Genomic DNA, 14809 nt, shown 5'->3' on the forward strand with positions numbered 1-14809 from the left:
GTTCAGCGGCTTTCTTTTGCCTACTTTTCTTTGCCGCGGCAAAGAAAAGTAGGTGCTGCCCCGCACAGGGGCGACGCATGAAGCACCAATACCAAATCGCGGATGCCAGCAAAACCAAAACCAAAACCAAACCCAAAACCAAAACCAAAACCAAAACCAAACCCTCACCCATCCCCACCGACGCAGTCGGCCTCAACGCTGTCCGCGCATCATCCGACGCCCCGCAATACTGCCGCAGCAACGCCACCTCACGCTCATGCACCTCAACGGGAAACCACACAGCGCCCGCGGCGAGCATATACCTCGCACGATGCTGCCCGTTACGAAACGCAACAACGCCTTCATGCTCCAGCCGCAGTAACCCCAGCAACCCCGGCGCACGCCGCGTCGAAATCGTCACATAAGGCATCTGCGGAATCCGCGCGTTGGAAGGATCGAGAAACTCGCGAATACCGCGCACCTTCCCCTGATGCCACTCGTGCACAGGCGGCAACACATAGTCGGTATCGTCGCGGTCGGCACAGGCGAGCAGCTTGCGCGCGTCGACCAGCACGACCTGGTGCCGCGTGCCATCCGTCGTGAAGACGCGCTTCAGCCGCACGTGGCCATAGGGAGGATGCTCGTGCAGCGGAACGATCCAGACTGGCTCGTTGCTGGGAGACGGCGCTGCCGTGGAAGGCGTGGTCGGTAGTTCCATCAATGTGGACATTGGGCGTACTCCATGCGCCGGTGCGTGCGCGCGCCCTGGCTGTTCAAAATTCGCCTAAGCTACGAGGCGATTGTTAAAACCACGTGACTTATCGACAAGCGATTCGCGCTGCATCGCCATCCGGTCGCCACGCATCGTTGCGCAGGCTGTTGCTTGCTGCTTTAGCGGTCGTTTTGCGCGGTTCTTTAGGGTGTCGCCGCACACGTCGCCACTTTTTTTCAGTGCTTGTCTTCCAGTCTAGATGTTGCAGCGTAACTCGCAGCGGAGAAAACGATGGCTAGCGAACAGTTTGGAGAATTCGTGCGAATCGAAACTGCACAAAAAAACCCAACTGCACAGAATCAGCAAGCTGCTCTCCCGCTCGATGCCGTCGCGACGATCGTCATCGACCGGCCGGCGCGTCGCAATGCCATCGATCGTCCGACAGCGGAAGCGCTTTCAGCCGCGTTCCGCCGCTTCGAAGCCAACGACGCATGGCGCGCCGCCGTACTGACGGGCGCCGGCGGCACGTTCTGCGCGGGCGCAGACCTCACTGCCCTACAAGACGACGAGCGGCGCAACGAATTGCACGCCGACGGCAGCGGACCCGGACCGATGGGACCGACGCGCATGATGTTCACCAAACCCGTGATCGCGGCGATTGCAGGTCATGCAGTGGCGGGCGGACTCGAACTCGCCGCGCTGTGCGATCTGCGCGTGGTCGAAGCGGACGCCGTGCTGGGCGTGTTTTGCCGGCGCGTAGGCATTCCGCTGATCGATGGCGGCACGATCCGGCTGCCGCGTCTGATCGGCCAGTCGCGTGCGCTCGATCTGATCCTGACAGGCCGCGCCGTCACCGCCGATGAGGCGCTGGCATTCGGACTCGCCAATCGCGTCGTACCGGCAGGCACGGCGCGCGCCGCTGCCGAGCGGCTTGCAGCCGAACTGGCGGCGTTCCCGCAAGCCGCGTTGCTCGCCGACCGCCGTTCGGTCTACGACAACTCGCCGCTCGACGATCTGCCCGAAGCGCTGCGCCGCGAAGGCGCCGGCGGCTACGCGGCGGTGTTCTCGCAAGGCGTGGCGGGAGCGGCTGCATTCGCTGCGGGAGCGGGCCGTCACGGCACCCGTCTCGATCACAGCCCGGATAAAAATGTCCCTTGAATTAAGGGTTTTTCGATGCGAGATGGGCGCGACATCGCCGGGCAATCGACGAAATACAACAGTGTGCGAAGCAGAACGCACAGTCATATTGATTTAGGTAGAATTCCCTACTGATTTACCCTGACCGGCGCCCGCGCTCTCGTCCCGAAGCGCGCGCAGGCAGCGCGAACGGCCCATTCGCCCGCCGCCGCGATCCTCCCGTGAAAGTCCCATCATGCCTTTGCCCCTGCTTGCCCTTGCCGTCGCCGCGTTCGGAATCGGTACCACCGAATTCGTCATCATGGGGCTGCTACCCGATGTCGCGCGCGACCTGAGCGTGTCGATTCCGGCAGCGGGCATGCTGGTGTCGGCATACGCGCTCGGCGTGACGATCGGCGCACCGATCGTCGCCATCGCGGTGGCGAACATGCCGCGCAAGAAAGCGCTGATGAGCCTGATCGGCATCTTCATTCTCGGCAACCTGCTGTGCGCGATCGCGCCGGGCTACGCGGTGCTGATGGCCGCGCGCATCGTCACGGCGTTCTGCCACGGCGCGTTCTTCGGCATCGGCTCGGTGGTGGCAGCCGGCCTCGTTGCGCCGAACCGCCGCGCGCAGGCCATCGCGCTGATGTTCACCGGCCTCACGCTCGCCAACGTGCTCGGCGTGCCGCTCGGCACCGCGCTCGGCCAGGCCGTCGGCTGGCGCGCAACCTTCTGGGCCGTGACGGGCATCGGCGTGATCGCGGCCATCGCGCTCGCAGTGTGTCTGCCGTCGAAGATCGAGATGCAGAAGGCGAGCCTCGTCCACGAATTCACGGTGCTGAAGAACCCGCAGGTATTGATGGTGCTCGGCACGAGTGTGCTGGCGTCGGCGAGCCTGTTCTCGACCTTCACCTACATCACGCCGATTCTCGAAGACGTCACGGGCTTCACGCCGCACGCGGTCACCATGGTGCTGCTGCTGTTCGGCCTCGGGCTGACGGTGGGCAGCACAATCGGCGGCAAGCTCGCCGACTGGCGCCCGGTGCAGTCGCTGCTGTCGTTCCTGCTGGCTATCGTCGCGATCCTCTCCATCTTCGCGATGACGATGCACAGCGAAATCCCCGCGATGATCACGATTTTCCTGTGGGGCGTGCTCGCGTTCGCGATCGTGCCGCCGCTGCAGATGCTGATCGTCGATCGCGCGAGCAGCGCGCCGAATCTGGCCTCGACGCTCAATCAGGGCGCCTTCAACCTCGGCAATGCAACGGGCGCGTGGCTCGGTGGCATGGCGATCGGCGCCGGCGCCCCGCTCACGTCGCTGCCGTGGGTCGGCGTGCTGACGGCGGCGGCTGCCGTCGCGCTGACGTGGTGGTCGGTGTCGCTCGACCGGCGTCTGCCGGTTGCGGGATAAGCACACGAGGCAACATACTCGAAGCCTGCACCCTGCCATCGCAAGGTGCATCTGACATGCGGGCGGTGTAGCATCTCGCCCGATATGAAAGTCGTCTTCTCCCGTGATTTCCTCGCGCTGATCCTGAGTGTGGCCGTGGTCGGCCTCGGCAGCGGCGCAACGCTCCCTCTCACCGCCCTCGCGCTGACGCAAGCGGGCTACGGCACCGACGTGGTCGGCCTGCTGACGGCCGCGCAGGCGGGCGGCGGGCTGTTCATCGTGCCCGTCGCCGGCTGGATCGCCGCGCGCTGCGGTGGGCGCCACGCGATCATCGGCTCGGTGCTGATCGTCGCCGTGGCCACTGCGCTGATGCAGGTCACCGCCAATCCCTTCGTCTGGGCCGTGCTGCGCATGCTGTGCGGCGCGGCGCTGATGCTGCTCTTCACCATCGGCGAAGCATGGGTCAATCAACTCGCCGACGATGCCTCGCGTGGCCGCGTCGTCGCGATCTATGCGACCAACTTCACGCTGTTCCAGATGGCCGGTCCGGTGCTGGTCAGTCAGATCGCGCAGTTCGAGCATTGGCGCTTTCTGATCTGCGGCGCGATTTTTCTGATCGCGCTGCCCGTGCTGTCGATGATCCGCTCCGCCCCGCACGCGCATGACGAACACGAGCCGCACGGCAGCTGGCGTCACGTCCTGCCGCAAATGCCCGCGCTCGTGATCGGCACTGGCTTTTTCGCGCTGTTCGACACGATCGCGCTATCGCTGATGCCGCTGTTCGCCATGTCGCATGGCATTCCGACGGAAGTCGCGGTGCTGTTCGCATCGGCTTTGCTGCTCGGCGACACGACGATGCAGTTCCCCATCGGCTGGCTCGCGGATCGACTGGGGCGCGAGCGCGTGCATATCGGTTGTGCGGTGCTGGTGGTCGTGCTGCTGCCGCTGCTGCCGTGGGCCGTGCAGCACGCGTGGCTGTGCTGGCCGCTGCTCTACGTGCTCGGCGCGGCGGCGGGCGCGATCTATACGCTGTCGCTGGTGGCGTGCGGCGAGCGCTTTCGCGGCGTGGCGCTGGTGTCGGCGCGTTCGCTGGTCGGCGCGTCGTGGAGTATCGCGAGTTTCGGCGGGCCGTTGAGCGCGGGCGCGTTGATGAAGAGCGTCGGCAACGACGCGATGATCGCCGTGGTGCTCGCGAGTGCGCTCGCGTTTCTCGCGGCGGTGCTGTGGGAGAAGCGGCGCGGCGTAGCGAGCGCGGCGTCCTGATCACAAAAAAACCGCGCGGGTTGCAGCACCCCGCGCGGTTTTCAGTCACATGCGCGTCACGTTCGACATGAACGCGACGCAGCCTGTCACGCTACGGCTTCACTGATGCGCCGGCAAAATCTCGCCGACGCACGTAACAAAGCCCACGCGATAACCCTCGCCCTGCCACCAGCCCACGAGCGTCAGTTCGTCGCCGTCTTCGATGAACGCGCGCGTGCCGCCCTCCTTCAGTTGCAGCGGATTCTTGCCGCTCCAGGTCATCTCGAGCAGGCTGCCGCACGAATCCTCGGTCGGACCGCTGATCGTGCCCGAACCCATCAGATCGCCGACGCGCGTATTGCAGCCCGACACCGTGTGATGCGCTAACTGCTGCGCCATCGTCCAGTACATATGGCGGAAGTTGGTGCGTGAAATCGTCGTCGCTTCCTTGGCGCCTTGCGGCTTGAGCAGCACTTCGAGCGAAATGTCGAACGCATGCTCGCCGCCGTGACGCAGATACTCGAGCGGCTGCGGATCCTGCACCGGCTGCGCGACACGGAACGGTTCGAGCGCATCGAGCGTGACGATCCACGGCGAGATGGTCGTGCCGAAGGTCTTCGCGTTGAACGGCCCGAGCGGCACGTATTCCCATTGCTGGATGTCGCGGGCGCTCCAGTCGTTCAGCAGCACCATGCCGAAAATGTGATTCTCCGCGTCTTCACACGCAATCGGATCGCCAAGCGCATTGCCGCGACCGATGACGAAACCCGTCTCCAGTTCGATATCCAGCTTGCGGCACGCGCCATAAACCGGCCGCTCCTGATCCGGCAACTTCAGCTGGCCATTCGGACGGCGCACAGGCGTGCCGCTCACCACCACGGAAGACGCGCGCCCGTTGTACCCAATCGGAATCTCCGACCAGTTCGGCAGCAGCGCATTCTTCGGATCGCGGAACATCGAACCGACGTTCGTCGCGTGCTCCTTCGACGAATAGAAATCCGTGTAGCCAGGAATCTGCACGGGCAGATGCAGCGCCGCGTGCGACTGGCGGATCAGCGCGCGGTTGCGCAGTTCGGCGTCGTCGCGCAGTGCCGCGTGATCGCGCGACAGCAGCTTGCTCAACTGGATGCGCACGCTGCGCCACGTATCGCGGCCGAGTGCGATGAAATCGTTCAGCGCGTCGCGCACGAACACGCTATCGCCCGCGCCCGATGACGGCACCGTCAGCAGACCCGCGCTTTCAAGCGCGGCCAGATCGACGATGCAGTCGCCAATCGCGACGCCCGCGCGGCGCGTCGTATTCAGCGCGTCGCTGAAAATGCCGAACGGCAGATTCTGGATCGGGAAATCGCAGGACGGTTCGTTAGCCGATTCGACCCAACTTTTGCGCGACGCGTCGAGTGTCGCCTGAAGATCGCTCGATGCGTTCATCGTTGCTCCGGATTGAAGTGTTTCTTGAGACCTTGCCAGCATTCGAAGTAATGCGCCTGCAACTGCGCCGTTTCGAGCGCGAAACGCGTCGGCTTGAGCAGCGTGCGCGTTTCGAACATGAAGGCCATTGTGTTGTCGACCTTGTGCGGCTTGCTGGTGTCGCTATTCGATGCCTTCTCGAAGGTATCGGCATCCGGGCCATGGCCCGACATGCAGTTATGAAGGCTTCCGCCGCCCGGCACAAAGCCTTCCGCCTTCGCGTCGTACGCGCCGTGCACGAGGCCCATGAACTCGCTCGCGACATTGCGATGGAACCAGGGCGGGCGGAACGTATCTTCGGCCGCGAGCCAGCGCGGCGGGAAGACCACGAAGTCGATCGTATCGACGCCCGGCGTGTCGCTCTGCGCCTGCAGCACGAGGAAAATCGACGGGTCCGGGTGGTCGAAGCTGATCGAGCCGATCGTGTTGAAGTGGCGCAGGTCGTACTTGTACGGCGCATAGTTGCCGTGCCACGCGACCACGTCGAGCGGCGAATGGCCGATGTCCGCGCGCCACAGATGGCCGTTGAGTTTCGCGACCAGTTCGAAATCGCCTTCGCGATCTTCGTACGCGGCGTGCGGCGTCAGGAAATCGCGCGGATTCGCGAGACCGTTCGAGCCGATCGGCCCGAGATCCGGCAAGCGCAACTGCGCGCCAAAGTTCTCGCAGATATAACCGCTCGCCTTGCCGTCTGGCAGCGACACGGAAAACCGCACGCCGCGCGGAATCACCGCGATCTCAAACGGCTCGACATCCAGCTTGCCCAGTTCCGTGAAGATCGCCAGACGCCCGGCCTGCGGCACGATCAGCAGTTCGCCGTCGGCGTTGTAGAAGAAGCGGTCCTGCATCGACTGGTTGGCCGCATACACGTGAATCGCGCAACCGTTCATCGCTTCCGCCGCGCCGTTGCCCGCCATCGTCACCCAGCCGTCGATGAAATCCGTCGGTTCGGACGGCATCGGCAGCGGATCCCAGCGCAGCTGGTTGGGCGGTGTCGGCGGCACGTCGGCGAAATTCGCGACCAGCTTGTGCGACGGCAGCGCCGTGAACGGCTGATGCACGGCCGCCGGACGGATGCGGTACAGCCACGAACGGCGGTTATGGCCGCGCGGCGCCGTGAATGCCGTGCCCGACAACTGCTCGGCGTACAGGCCATACGGTGCACGCTGCGGCGAGTTGCGGCCTTGCGGCAGCGCGCCGGGCAAGGCCTCGGTGGCAAATTCGTTGGCGAAACCGGACTGATAGCCCGGCTGGATTTCGCGTCTTGTGGATGATTCCATGCAAAGTCTCCGATGAATCTCAAACGGTCTGCGCTTTGGCCGGACCGCCACGCTGCCGGGTGGCGACGGCGAGCGTCAGCACCAGCGCGGCGGAACACAGCACGGGCAAGGCGGCAGCGTGGAACAGCTGCGCGTTGCTCCAGTTGAGCGCAATCAGTTGCCCGCCGACCAGCGGTCCGATCACCGAGCCGATCCGGCCAATGCCGAGGCTCCAGCCGATGCCCGTCGAGCGCAAGGTAGTGGGATAGAAATGTCCGGCGAGCGCGTTCACAGCCGGCTGCCCGCCGACGATGCAGAAGCCGCCCGCGAATACCGCAACCAGCAGCCACGCGAGCGCATGCGATACCGCGCCGATGGCGCCGACGCTCACCGCGCCCAGCGCGAAGCAGGCGAACAGCACGCGCACAAAACCAAATCTCTCGATGAACCAGCCGAGCAGCAGCGTGCCGATCACGCCGCCCGTCTGCAGCACCGTGCCGACGATCACGGCCGTGGACGGCGAATAGCCGGCGTCGCGCATCACGGTCGGCAGCCAGTTCGACAGGAAGTACAGGTCGATCAGATTCATGAAGCTGATGCCCCACAGGATCAGCGTGACGGGCGCACGTCCAGCGCGGAACAGTTCGGCAACGGGTGCGCCGCCATCGGCTTTTTCGCGCACGACGAGACGCGTGCCGGGACCGACGTTCAACGACGGATCGAACTTCGCCAGCCATTGCCGCGCGCGTTCGTCACGGCCCTTCAGCACGAGGAACTGCAGCGATTCGGGCAGTGCCATGAGCATCGCGAAGCCCAGCACGAGCGGCACCGCGCCGCCGACCCAGAATACCGCGCGCCAGCCATACGCGGGAATCAGCGCGGCGCTGATGAAGCCGCCGATGGCCGCGCCCAGCGTGAAGCCGCACGACACCAGCATCATCCGTTTGACGCGGTGGGCGGGCGTCGAGAACTCGCCGACCAGCGCCATTGCGTTCGGCATGATGCAGCCGAGACCCAGCCCGGTGATGAAGCGCAGCGCGATCAGCGCGGGAATGGTCGACGCGAACGGCGTGGCGAGCATCGCCAGCGCAAAGAAGAACGTCGAGCCGATCAGCACGGGACGCCGCCCGATCCGGTCCGCCAGCACCGACAAGCCGAGCGCGCCAAGCAGCATGCCGAACAGGCTGGCACTGAACACCGGACCGAGCGCCGCTTTCGATACCTGCCATTCGCCGATCACGCTCGGCGCGACGTAGCCCATCGCCTGCGCATCGAATCCGTCGATCACCAGACACAGCGCGCACAGCACGAGCAGCATCAGCTGGAATGCGGGCCGGTGCGCGTTGGCCAGCGCGCTCTCGACTTCGATCACATCGGCGGAATGGAGGGAATCGCTCATCTTCGCTTCCTGCATAACGAGGGAAAGGCTGCACGCGAGACGAAGCGACACGCATCGGCTAACCGACCGCTGTCGCCGCATCCCATCCCGGCAGCATGAATTTACGAATAGTAAAACAGATTATGATTAGTGAAATTAACGTAAACCCTCGGTTGAACAGGGATCGCCACACGAATGGCGAAATCCATATCAGTATTTGGTGCATGAAAGGGCGGCGGCCGCTGCTACCATCGAGTCGTGCGGCCTCTGCCGCGATCCCCCTCCGCTCTCCACGCATTCATGATTCCGTTGACCATTTCCGAACTCGTCGAACGCGCTTCCACTCACCCGTTTCTCGGCGAGCATCTGAGGATGGGCAGCGGCGCACGCAGCGGCGAGGCGATTGCCACTTACGGCGACGTCGAGCTGGGCAGCAGTTACGAGCCGATCTTCGACATCACGGTGCATGCGCTCGCGCAGTCGCTGTCGTCGTCGCCGGACAGTGCGGACCGTTTCGGCGATGAACTCGGCGTCCAGGCGATCACGCAGCTGGTCGACGGCACGCCGCTAGACAGCTTCGATCCGTTCGATCACGTCCCCGACGATCAGCAACTGGTCGCGCTCGACCGCATGTCGCGCGCGATGCACGCGATCAATTTCTTCGGTCCGCAGCGGCACGGCCTGCTGTTCCTGCGCGTGCACGAGCGCCTGCTGAAAAGCGTGCGCTACGATCACGGCAGACATTTCTCGGCTGTGCTGATGTCGTTTGGGTTGAATCCGTCGCGGGTCGTGATCGAGCTGCCGCCGGCAGCCGTCGCGCATAAGACGTTTCTTGGCTATCTGACCAAGAGCTATCAGCACTATGGATTCAAGGTCGCGGGGAATCTGCCCAATGCAGGACAGATCCTGTCCGTGTCGGAGATGGCAAGACTGGATTTCGTGAAGATGGACGCCGCGTCGGCGTTGCGCGATTCGATGGTGAAGCCGTTGGTCAGCTATGCGAATCGGCTAAAAATTCCGTTGATCTTCAATCGCGTGACAACGGAAGCGCAGTTCGATGCGCTTCAGCAATACGACGTGCGCTTCGTGCAGGGATCCTTGTTCGTCGTGCACGAGAACCGGACGGCCTGAGACTCCTTATGGGCTGTCGCCCAGGCGACGCGCCAGCGCTTTGAGACGCGGCGCGACGCGCTCCCTGAACACGCTCTCCCCCATCGACGACGCCGGGCCGCTGCAGCTCAGCACCAGCAGACGCCCGTCGCGCGGATCGCTGAACGGCACGGCGACGGCGTTCACATCGTCGTGCCAGTCGCGGAACGAATAGCAGCAGCCTTCTTCTGCGTAAGTCCCGATTTCCTTTTGCGCCTGCGCGACCAGTTCGTCGCCTTCATCGCCGGCTGCCCGTTGCAGTTCGACGAGCAGCGCGGTACGCACGTCGGCGGGCTGGACGGCGAGATACGCGCGGCCCATCGAGCTTGTCAGCATCGACAGTTTCGAGCCGGAGGCAAGGCCGAGCGTGAGGGCCGTCTCGCTGCGGATCGTCTCCAGATAGATCATGTCGAGTCCGTCGCGGCATCCAAGCGACACGGCCGCGCCGACCTCGCGCGCGAAGTTGCGCATGTGCGGGCGCGCGAGTTCGAGCGTATCGGTGCCCGACAGCAGCGCGAAACCGAGCGACAGCACGCCCGCGTCGAGCGCGTACTTGCCGAGCGTTTCGTCGAAGCGCAGATAGCCGAGCACGGTGAGCGTGTACGCGAGCCGGTTCACCGTCGCTTTCGGCAAGCCCGTGCGCTCGACGAAATCGCGATTGCCAAGCAAGGTCTCGCCCGGCCGGAACGCGCGCAGCAGATCCAGACCGCGCGCCAGCGCGACGACGAACTTGCGCTCGTCGACGGGTTCGGACACACCCGCCGAGACGGATGTTGGGGAAGTTGTGGATGCAGGTTTGGACATGGGGTGCTACACTCAACCGTCGTTTTGCAAAACATTGTTTCGCAGAGCGGAACTCAAGTCAAGTGTGAGACCGGATCGAGGCACGACATGCCCTATGCCGGTCGGTATAGGAGATACGTCCATGGCAGCCGCCGCACAGTTCAATTGGGAAGATCCGCTGCTCCTGAACCAGCAGCTCACGGAAGAAGAACGCATGGTGCGCGACGCCGCGCAGGCGTACGCGCAGGACAAGCTCGCGCCGCGCGTGCTCGAAGCATTCCGTCACGAGAAGACGGACGCGACGATCTTTCGCGAAATGGGCGAACTGGGCCTGCTCGGCCCGACCATTCCCGAGCAGTACGGCGGCCCCGGCCTCAACTACGTCAGCTACGGGCTGATCGCGCGCGAAGTGGAACGCGTCGATTCGGGCTATCGCTCGATGATGTCGGTACAGTCGTCGCTGGTGATGGTCCCGATCTTCGAATTCGGCTCCGACGCGCAGAAAGACAAGTATCTGCCGAAGCTCGCTTCAGGCGAATGGATCGGCTGCTTCGGGCTGACCGAGCCGAACCACGGCTCCGATCCGGGCAGCATGGTCACGCGGGCGAAGAAGGTTGACGGCGGCTATTCGCTGTCGGGTTCGAAGATGTGGATCACCAACTCGCCGATCGCGGACGTGTTCGTCGTGTGGGCGCAGCTCGACACCGACGGCAAGGACGAGATTCGCGGCTTCATTCTCGAGAAAGGCTGGAAGGGCTTGAGCGCGCCGGCGATCCACGGCAAGGTCGGCCTGCGTGCGTCGATCACCGGCGAGATCGTGCTCGATGAAGTGTTCGTGCCGGAAGAAAACCTGATGCCGGGCGTAAAGGGCTTGCGTGGTCCGTTCACCTGCCTGAACTCGGCGCGCTATGGCATTGCATGGGGCGCGCTCGGCGCCGCGGAAGCGTGCTGGCACACCGCGCGTCAGTACACGCTCGACCGCAAGCAGTTCGGCCGTCCGCTCGCCGCGAACCAGCTGATCCAGAAAAACCTCGCCGACATGCAGACGGAAATCACGCTCGGCCTGCAAGGCGTGCTGCGTTTGGGCCGCATGAAAGACGAAGGCACGGCCGCCGTCGAAATCACATCGATCATGAAGCGCAATTCGTGCGGCAAGTCGCTCGACATCGCGCGCATGGCGCGTGACATGCTGGGCGGCAACGGCATTTCGGACGAGTTCGGCGTGGCGCGGCATCTGGTGAATCTGGAAGTCGTGAACACGTACGAAGGCACGCACGATATTCACGCGCTGATTCTCGGACGCGCGCAAACGGGGATTCAGGCGTTCTTCTGACGCGCTCAGGTTCACGCCACAAAAAAGCCCGCGTTCGTGAGAACACGGGCTTTTTGTTTGCGCCAGATACGCCGTAAAAGCTTACTTGTTCGGCTGCGGCGTCATGCGCAGATACGGACGCAGCGCCTTGTAGCCCTTCGGGAACTTGCGCTTGATCTCTTCCTCGTCCTTCAGCGACGGCACGATGACCACATCGTCGCCATGCTTCCAGTTGCCGGGCGTCGCGACCTGATAGTTGTCCGTCAGTTGCAGCGAGTCGATCACGCGCAGCACTTCGTCGAAATTTCGGCCCGTGCTCGCCGGATACGTGATGATCAGGCGAACCTTCTTGCTCGGATCGATGATGAAAAGCGAGCGGACCGTCAACGTGGCGTTCGCATTCGGGTGGATCATGTCGTACAGTTCCGACACCTTGCGGTCGCCGTCAGCGAGAATCGGGAAGCCGACGCTCGCAGCCTGCGTCTCGTTGATGTCCTTGATCCATTCGCTGTGCGATTCCTTGCTGTCGACGGACAATGCGATCGTCTTCACGTTGCGCTTCTCGAACTCGCTCGCGAGCTTCGCGGTCAGACCGAGTTCCGTCGTGCAGACAGGCGTGAAGTCGGCCGGGTGCGAGAACAGGACGCCCCAGCTGTCGCCCAGCCATTCGTGGAACCTGATACGGCCAATGCTCGACTCCTGCTCGAAATCGGGTGCGACATCGCCAAGACGTAGACTCATGGTGCAGCTCCTTGAAGTTGTTCGAATGATTCGGATTCGCCCGTCCGCCGGACGAGGGGTTCAAATTAGAGCATACGGGACGAGGCCGTGCACCTCTAACGAACATTGGCAGCAACGCTTATCTGGTTTTGTAATTTTCTCGCCGATGTACGAAACTTAACGGGACAGATCAACTCCATCAAACGATGGCGTGCTCTGCAATACAGGGAGCGGGACAGGTCGGAGCAGGCAAGATGAAACGTCTGTGACGTTCGGGAACGCTTCATGCGACCGCGTTCAGATAACTGCGTGCACTGCGCGCAGCCCATGAGCGCACGGTCGGTCGTAAGGTCTGCTGGCTCGCCAGCGGACGTTTCTTTGGTTTACGATTCACGCGTTACGTGCACGAAGGGAGCAGTCAATGTCGGAAGTCAACAAGGAGAGATTGATGTCGGATATCAAAACCGTACTCGCAGACGCGGAAGATCTGCTGAAGCAGGCCGCGAGCGCCACGGGCGAACGCGCTTCTGAGCTGCGCGAGACGGCGCTCTCGCGTCTCAAGCAGGCGAAGGAAAAGGCAGCCGACGTGCAGGTCGTGGTGGTCGAGAAAGGCAAAAAGGCCGCTCGCGCCACCGACGATTACGTCCACGAACATCCGTGGGCATCGATCGGCATTGCAGCCGGTGTCGGCGTGCTGGTCGGCTTGCTCATCAACCGCAAGTAACGCGGCAGTTGACGGAGCAGCAAGCAGACGCAACAAGCAACGCGCGTGAAGCCGCCGGCTGCGTAGCACAGCGGCCGGTTCGCTTCGCTGACAAGCGGACGGGCGCGCGCGCCCTGTCCGCGCCTTCTTCGCGCACCCTCGCGCGCAACACGCTTAAGCCATGATCGATACACAAACGCAGAGCGGGGACCGCGGGCCATTGCGGCGCATTCTCAGTTCGTTCTTTTCGATCCTGCAAACGCGGCTCGAACTGATCGGCATCGAGCTGGCCGAAGAAAAAGACCGGCTGCTGATGGTGCTGTTCATGGGCCTCGCCGCCATGATGCTGGCGACGATGGCGCTCATCGCGCTGACCGCGCTGGTCGCGATTGCGTTCTGGGACACTTACCGCTGGCAGGCACTGGCAGGCATCACGATCGTCTATGCAGTCGCGGCCATCGGCTGTGCGCTGCGCGCGCGCAGCGGTTTGCGCAATGCGCCGATGATCTTCGAAGCCACGCTCAACGAGTTCGAGAAAGATCGCGAGATCTTCCGTAAGCGCTGAACACTGCGCACCTGTTGCCGCCATCTATTCCGCCTACCGATTCCGATCAAAGCGATTCTATGAGCCAGGTCCATTCCGATAACGCCTATCGCAGCCGCCGACCGACCGCCAAAGATCTGAGCGCGCCGCATCTGCGCGCCTTGCGCAAGGAACTGCTGATCGTGCGCGCGGACGTCGAACGCATGGAACTCGCACAGGCCACCCTCGAACTGCGCAGCGCCGTCACGCATTTCAGCTGGCTCAAGTTCATCGTGCCGGGTTTTGCTGGCTCGATGCCGTGGGCACGCAAGCGCGGCGTTGCTGCGGGCGGGATCGGCGCGCTGCTGAAGGAGTATCCGCTGATCAGTTCGATCGCTTCGCTGGTGCTCGCCAAACCGATCCGCAACACCGTGTTCGCGACCGCAAAGCCGGTGTTCAAGTGGGGCAGCGTCGGCCTCGCCGCGTGGGAGGCGTATCGGATCTACCAGCAGGTGAAGCGCGAGTCGGGCAAGACTACGGGTTCGACTGCCGCCGTAAGATCCGATGATGCCGATATGAGTCCGCCCTGATCGGGCCTCAAATCGTTTTCTTTCATCACATCGCTCTTTCATCATCTATCGCGCGCTCCAGCAATCGTCGGAGTCGGTGCTTGCCGGGCCGCGGTTGGACTTTGCGCCCGTCGCGTCGAGTATGAAGGTGCCGCATAAGTCGTCGGCCATCGGGCCGCTGTCCAGCGGCTGCGCTTCCAGCGCATAGCCACCGTTCGAATCGTCGGCGGGCAAGATTCGCAGCCGATAGACCGCCCTTCCTCCTTGCGGCGCCTGATCGAGACCGGATGGTAACGACGCACCGTCCACATGAGCAGCCGACTCGGCAAACTGCGCCGCGCGATAAAGCGCCGACGCTGCATCCGTTCTGTGCGCTTTCGCGATATGGCTGCGATAGGACGGAATCGCGAATGCAGCAAGTGTTGCCGCGATCGCCAGCGCGACGATCAGTTCGAGCAGCGAAAACGCGAGCGTGCCAGGTTTCGTGAGGACGTGCATTGC

The 14809-nt window shown here is 63.5% G+C and carries 14 protein-coding genes and 1 pseudogene; 8 read left to right on the forward strand and 7 right to left on the reverse strand.

The annotated features are described in order from the left end of the window. Positions 1-184: 184 nt before the first annotated feature. Positions 185-709 (reverse strand): annotated as a pseudogene (locus tag DK391_RS33890) (hypothetical protein); the annotation flags it as partial. 273 nt (positions 710-982) lie between these two features. Between DK391_RS33890 and DK391_RS33895 the strand changes: the two are divergent. From DK391_RS33895 to DK391_RS33905, 3 genes are all read left to right on the forward strand, one after another. Beyond that, positions 983-1849 (forward strand): crotonase/enoyl-CoA hydratase family protein, encoded by an 867-nt coding sequence (locus DK391_RS33895; protein ID WP_109482374.1) that lies wholly within the window; start codon positions 983-985, stop codon positions 1847-1849. A 214-nt stretch (positions 1850-2063) separates the two neighbouring features. Continuing rightward, positions 2064-3221, forward strand: a complete 1158-nt coding sequence (locus DK391_RS33900; RefSeq protein ID WP_109482375.1) for an MFS transporter — start codon at positions 2064-2066, stop codon at positions 3219-3221. An 84-nt stretch (positions 3222-3305) separates the two neighbouring features. Then, positions 3306-4463 (forward strand): MFS transporter, encoded by a 1158-nt coding sequence (locus tag DK391_RS33905; RefSeq protein ID WP_109482376.1) that lies wholly within the window; start codon positions 3306-3308, stop codon positions 4461-4463. 99 nt (positions 4464-4562) lie between these two features. Here the strand turns inward: DK391_RS33905 and fahA are convergent, their stop codons facing one another. From fahA to DK391_RS33920, 3 genes are read right to left on the reverse strand one after another with little or no spacing between them, the layout of a single operon-like run. Further along, positions 4563-5873: a fumarylacetoacetase gene (fahA, locus tag DK391_RS33910; protein WP_162600974.1), complete on the reverse strand. Its 1311-nt coding sequence runs from the start codon at positions 5871-5873 to the stop codon at positions 4563-4565. Continuing rightward, entirely contained in the window at positions 5870-7192 is a 1323-nt protein-coding gene (gene hmgA, locus DK391_RS33915; protein ID WP_109482378.1) for a homogentisate 1,2-dioxygenase, read from the reverse strand. Before hmgA ends, fahA begins: the two co-directional genes overlap by 4 nt. Before the next feature lie 19 nt (positions 7193-7211). Further along, the gene (locus DK391_RS33920) at positions 7212-8570 is read right to left on the reverse strand and encodes an MFS transporter (protein ID WP_109482407.1); all 1359 of its coding nucleotides are present in this window, start codon (positions 8568-8570) and stop codon (positions 7212-7214) included. 279 nt (positions 8571-8849) lie between these two features. Here DK391_RS33920 and DK391_RS33930 point away from each other — a divergent pair, with 279 nt between their 5' ends. Continuing rightward, entirely contained in the window at positions 8850-9680 is an 831-nt protein-coding gene (locus DK391_RS33930; RefSeq protein WP_109482380.1) for an EAL domain-containing protein, read from the forward strand. 6 nt (positions 9681-9686) lie between these two features. Here DK391_RS33930 and DK391_RS33935 read toward each other — a convergent pair whose 3' ends face one another. Next, a complete protein-coding gene (locus DK391_RS33935; RefSeq protein ID WP_109482381.1) occupies positions 9687-10502 on the reverse strand; it encodes an IclR family transcriptional regulator in 816 nt (271 codons plus the stop codon). 121 nt (positions 10503-10623) lie between these two features. Here DK391_RS33935 and DK391_RS33940 point away from each other — a divergent pair, with 121 nt between their 5' ends. Next, positions 10624-11814, forward strand: coding sequence for an acyl-CoA dehydrogenase (locus DK391_RS33940; protein ID WP_109482382.1), 1191 nt, complete (start codon positions 10624-10626; stop codon positions 11812-11814). Between the two features lie 81 nt (positions 11815-11895). Here DK391_RS33940 and DK391_RS33945 read toward each other — a convergent pair whose 3' ends face one another. Then, the gene (locus tag DK391_RS33945; RefSeq protein ID WP_109482383.1) at positions 11896-12534 is read right to left on the reverse strand and encodes a peroxiredoxin; all 639 of its coding nucleotides are present in this window, start codon (positions 12532-12534) and stop codon (positions 11896-11898) included. Between the two features lie 400 nt (positions 12535-12934). Here DK391_RS33945 and DK391_RS33950 point away from each other — a divergent pair, with 400 nt between their 5' ends. The 3 genes from DK391_RS33950 to DK391_RS33960 all read left to right on the forward strand — a co-directional run bounded on the left by DK391_RS33950 (position 12935) and on the right by DK391_RS33960 (position 14329). Then, positions 12935-13237, forward strand: a complete 303-nt coding sequence (locus DK391_RS33950) for a DUF883 family protein (RefSeq protein ID WP_007584918.1) — start codon at positions 12935-12937, stop codon at positions 13235-13237. A 160-nt stretch (positions 13238-13397) separates the two neighbouring features. After that, complete coding sequence (locus tag DK391_RS33955; RefSeq protein WP_109482384.1) at positions 13398-13781, forward strand: phage holin family protein; 384 nt, start codon at positions 13398-13400, stop codon at positions 13779-13781. A 59-nt stretch (positions 13782-13840) separates the two neighbouring features. After that, the gene (locus tag DK391_RS33960) at positions 13841-14329 is read left to right on the forward strand and encodes a DUF3318 domain-containing protein (RefSeq protein ID WP_109482385.1); all 489 of its coding nucleotides are present in this window, start codon (positions 13841-13843) and stop codon (positions 14327-14329) included. Between the two features lie 45 nt (positions 14330-14374). Here the strand turns inward: DK391_RS33960 and DK391_RS33965 are convergent, their stop codons facing one another. After that, on the reverse strand, positions 14375-14806 hold the full coding sequence (locus DK391_RS33965; RefSeq protein WP_109482386.1) for a type IV pilin protein: 432 nt from the start codon (positions 14804-14806) through the stop codon (positions 14375-14377). Positions 14807-14809 lie beyond the last annotated feature (3 nt).

Origin of the sequence: Paraburkholderia sp. C35 (genome assembly GCF_003121405.1) — a bacterium.
GTDB lineage: Bacteria > Pseudomonadota > Gammaproteobacteria > Burkholderiales > Burkholderiaceae > Paraburkholderia.

Coding starts and splice junctions, on each gene's coding strand:
- DK391_RS33895 (WP_109482374.1), top strand. CDS start 983: ATGGCTAGCGAACAGTTTGGAGAATTCGTGCGAATCGAAACTGCACAA.
- DK391_RS33900 (WP_109482375.1), top strand. CDS start 2,064: ATGCCTTTGCCCCTGCTTGCCCTTGCCGTCGCCGCGTTCGGAATCGGT.
- DK391_RS33905 (WP_109482376.1), top strand. CDS start 3,306: ATGAAAGTCGTCTTCTCCCGTGATTTCCTCGCGCTGATCCTGAGTGTG.
- fahA (WP_162600974.1), bottom strand. CDS start 5,873: ATGAACGCATCGAGCGATCTTCAGGCGACACTCGACGCGTCGCGCAAA.
- hmgA (WP_109482378.1), bottom strand. CDS start 7,192: ATGGAATCATCCACAAGACGCGAAATCCAGCCGGGCTATCAGTCCGGT.
- DK391_RS33920 (WP_109482407.1), bottom strand. CDS start 8,570: ATGAGCGATTCCCTCCATTCCGCCGATGTGATCGAAGTCGAGAGCGCG.
- DK391_RS33930 (WP_109482380.1), top strand. CDS start 8,850: ATGATTCCGTTGACCATTTCCGAACTCGTCGAACGCGCTTCCACTCAC.
- DK391_RS33935 (WP_109482381.1), bottom strand. CDS start 10,502: ATGTCCAAACCTGCATCCACAACTTCCCCAACATCCGTCTCGGCGGGT.
- DK391_RS33940 (WP_109482382.1), top strand. CDS start 10,624: ATGGCAGCCGCCGCACAGTTCAATTGGGAAGATCCGCTGCTCCTGAAC.
- DK391_RS33945 (WP_109482383.1), bottom strand. CDS start 12,534: ATGAGTCTACGTCTTGGCGATGTCGCACCCGATTTCGAGCAGGAGTCG.
- DK391_RS33950 (WP_007584918.1), top strand. CDS start 12,935: ATGTCGGAAGTCAACAAGGAGAGATTGATGTCGGATATCAAAACCGTA.
- DK391_RS33955 (WP_109482384.1), top strand. CDS start 13,398: ATGATCGATACACAAACGCAGAGCGGGGACCGCGGGCCATTGCGGCGC.
- DK391_RS33960 (WP_109482385.1), top strand. CDS start 13,841: ATGAGCCAGGTCCATTCCGATAACGCCTATCGCAGCCGCCGACCGACC.
- DK391_RS33965 (WP_109482386.1), bottom strand. CDS start 14,806: ATGCACGTCCTCACGAAACCTGGCACGCTCGCGTTTTCGCTGCTCGAA.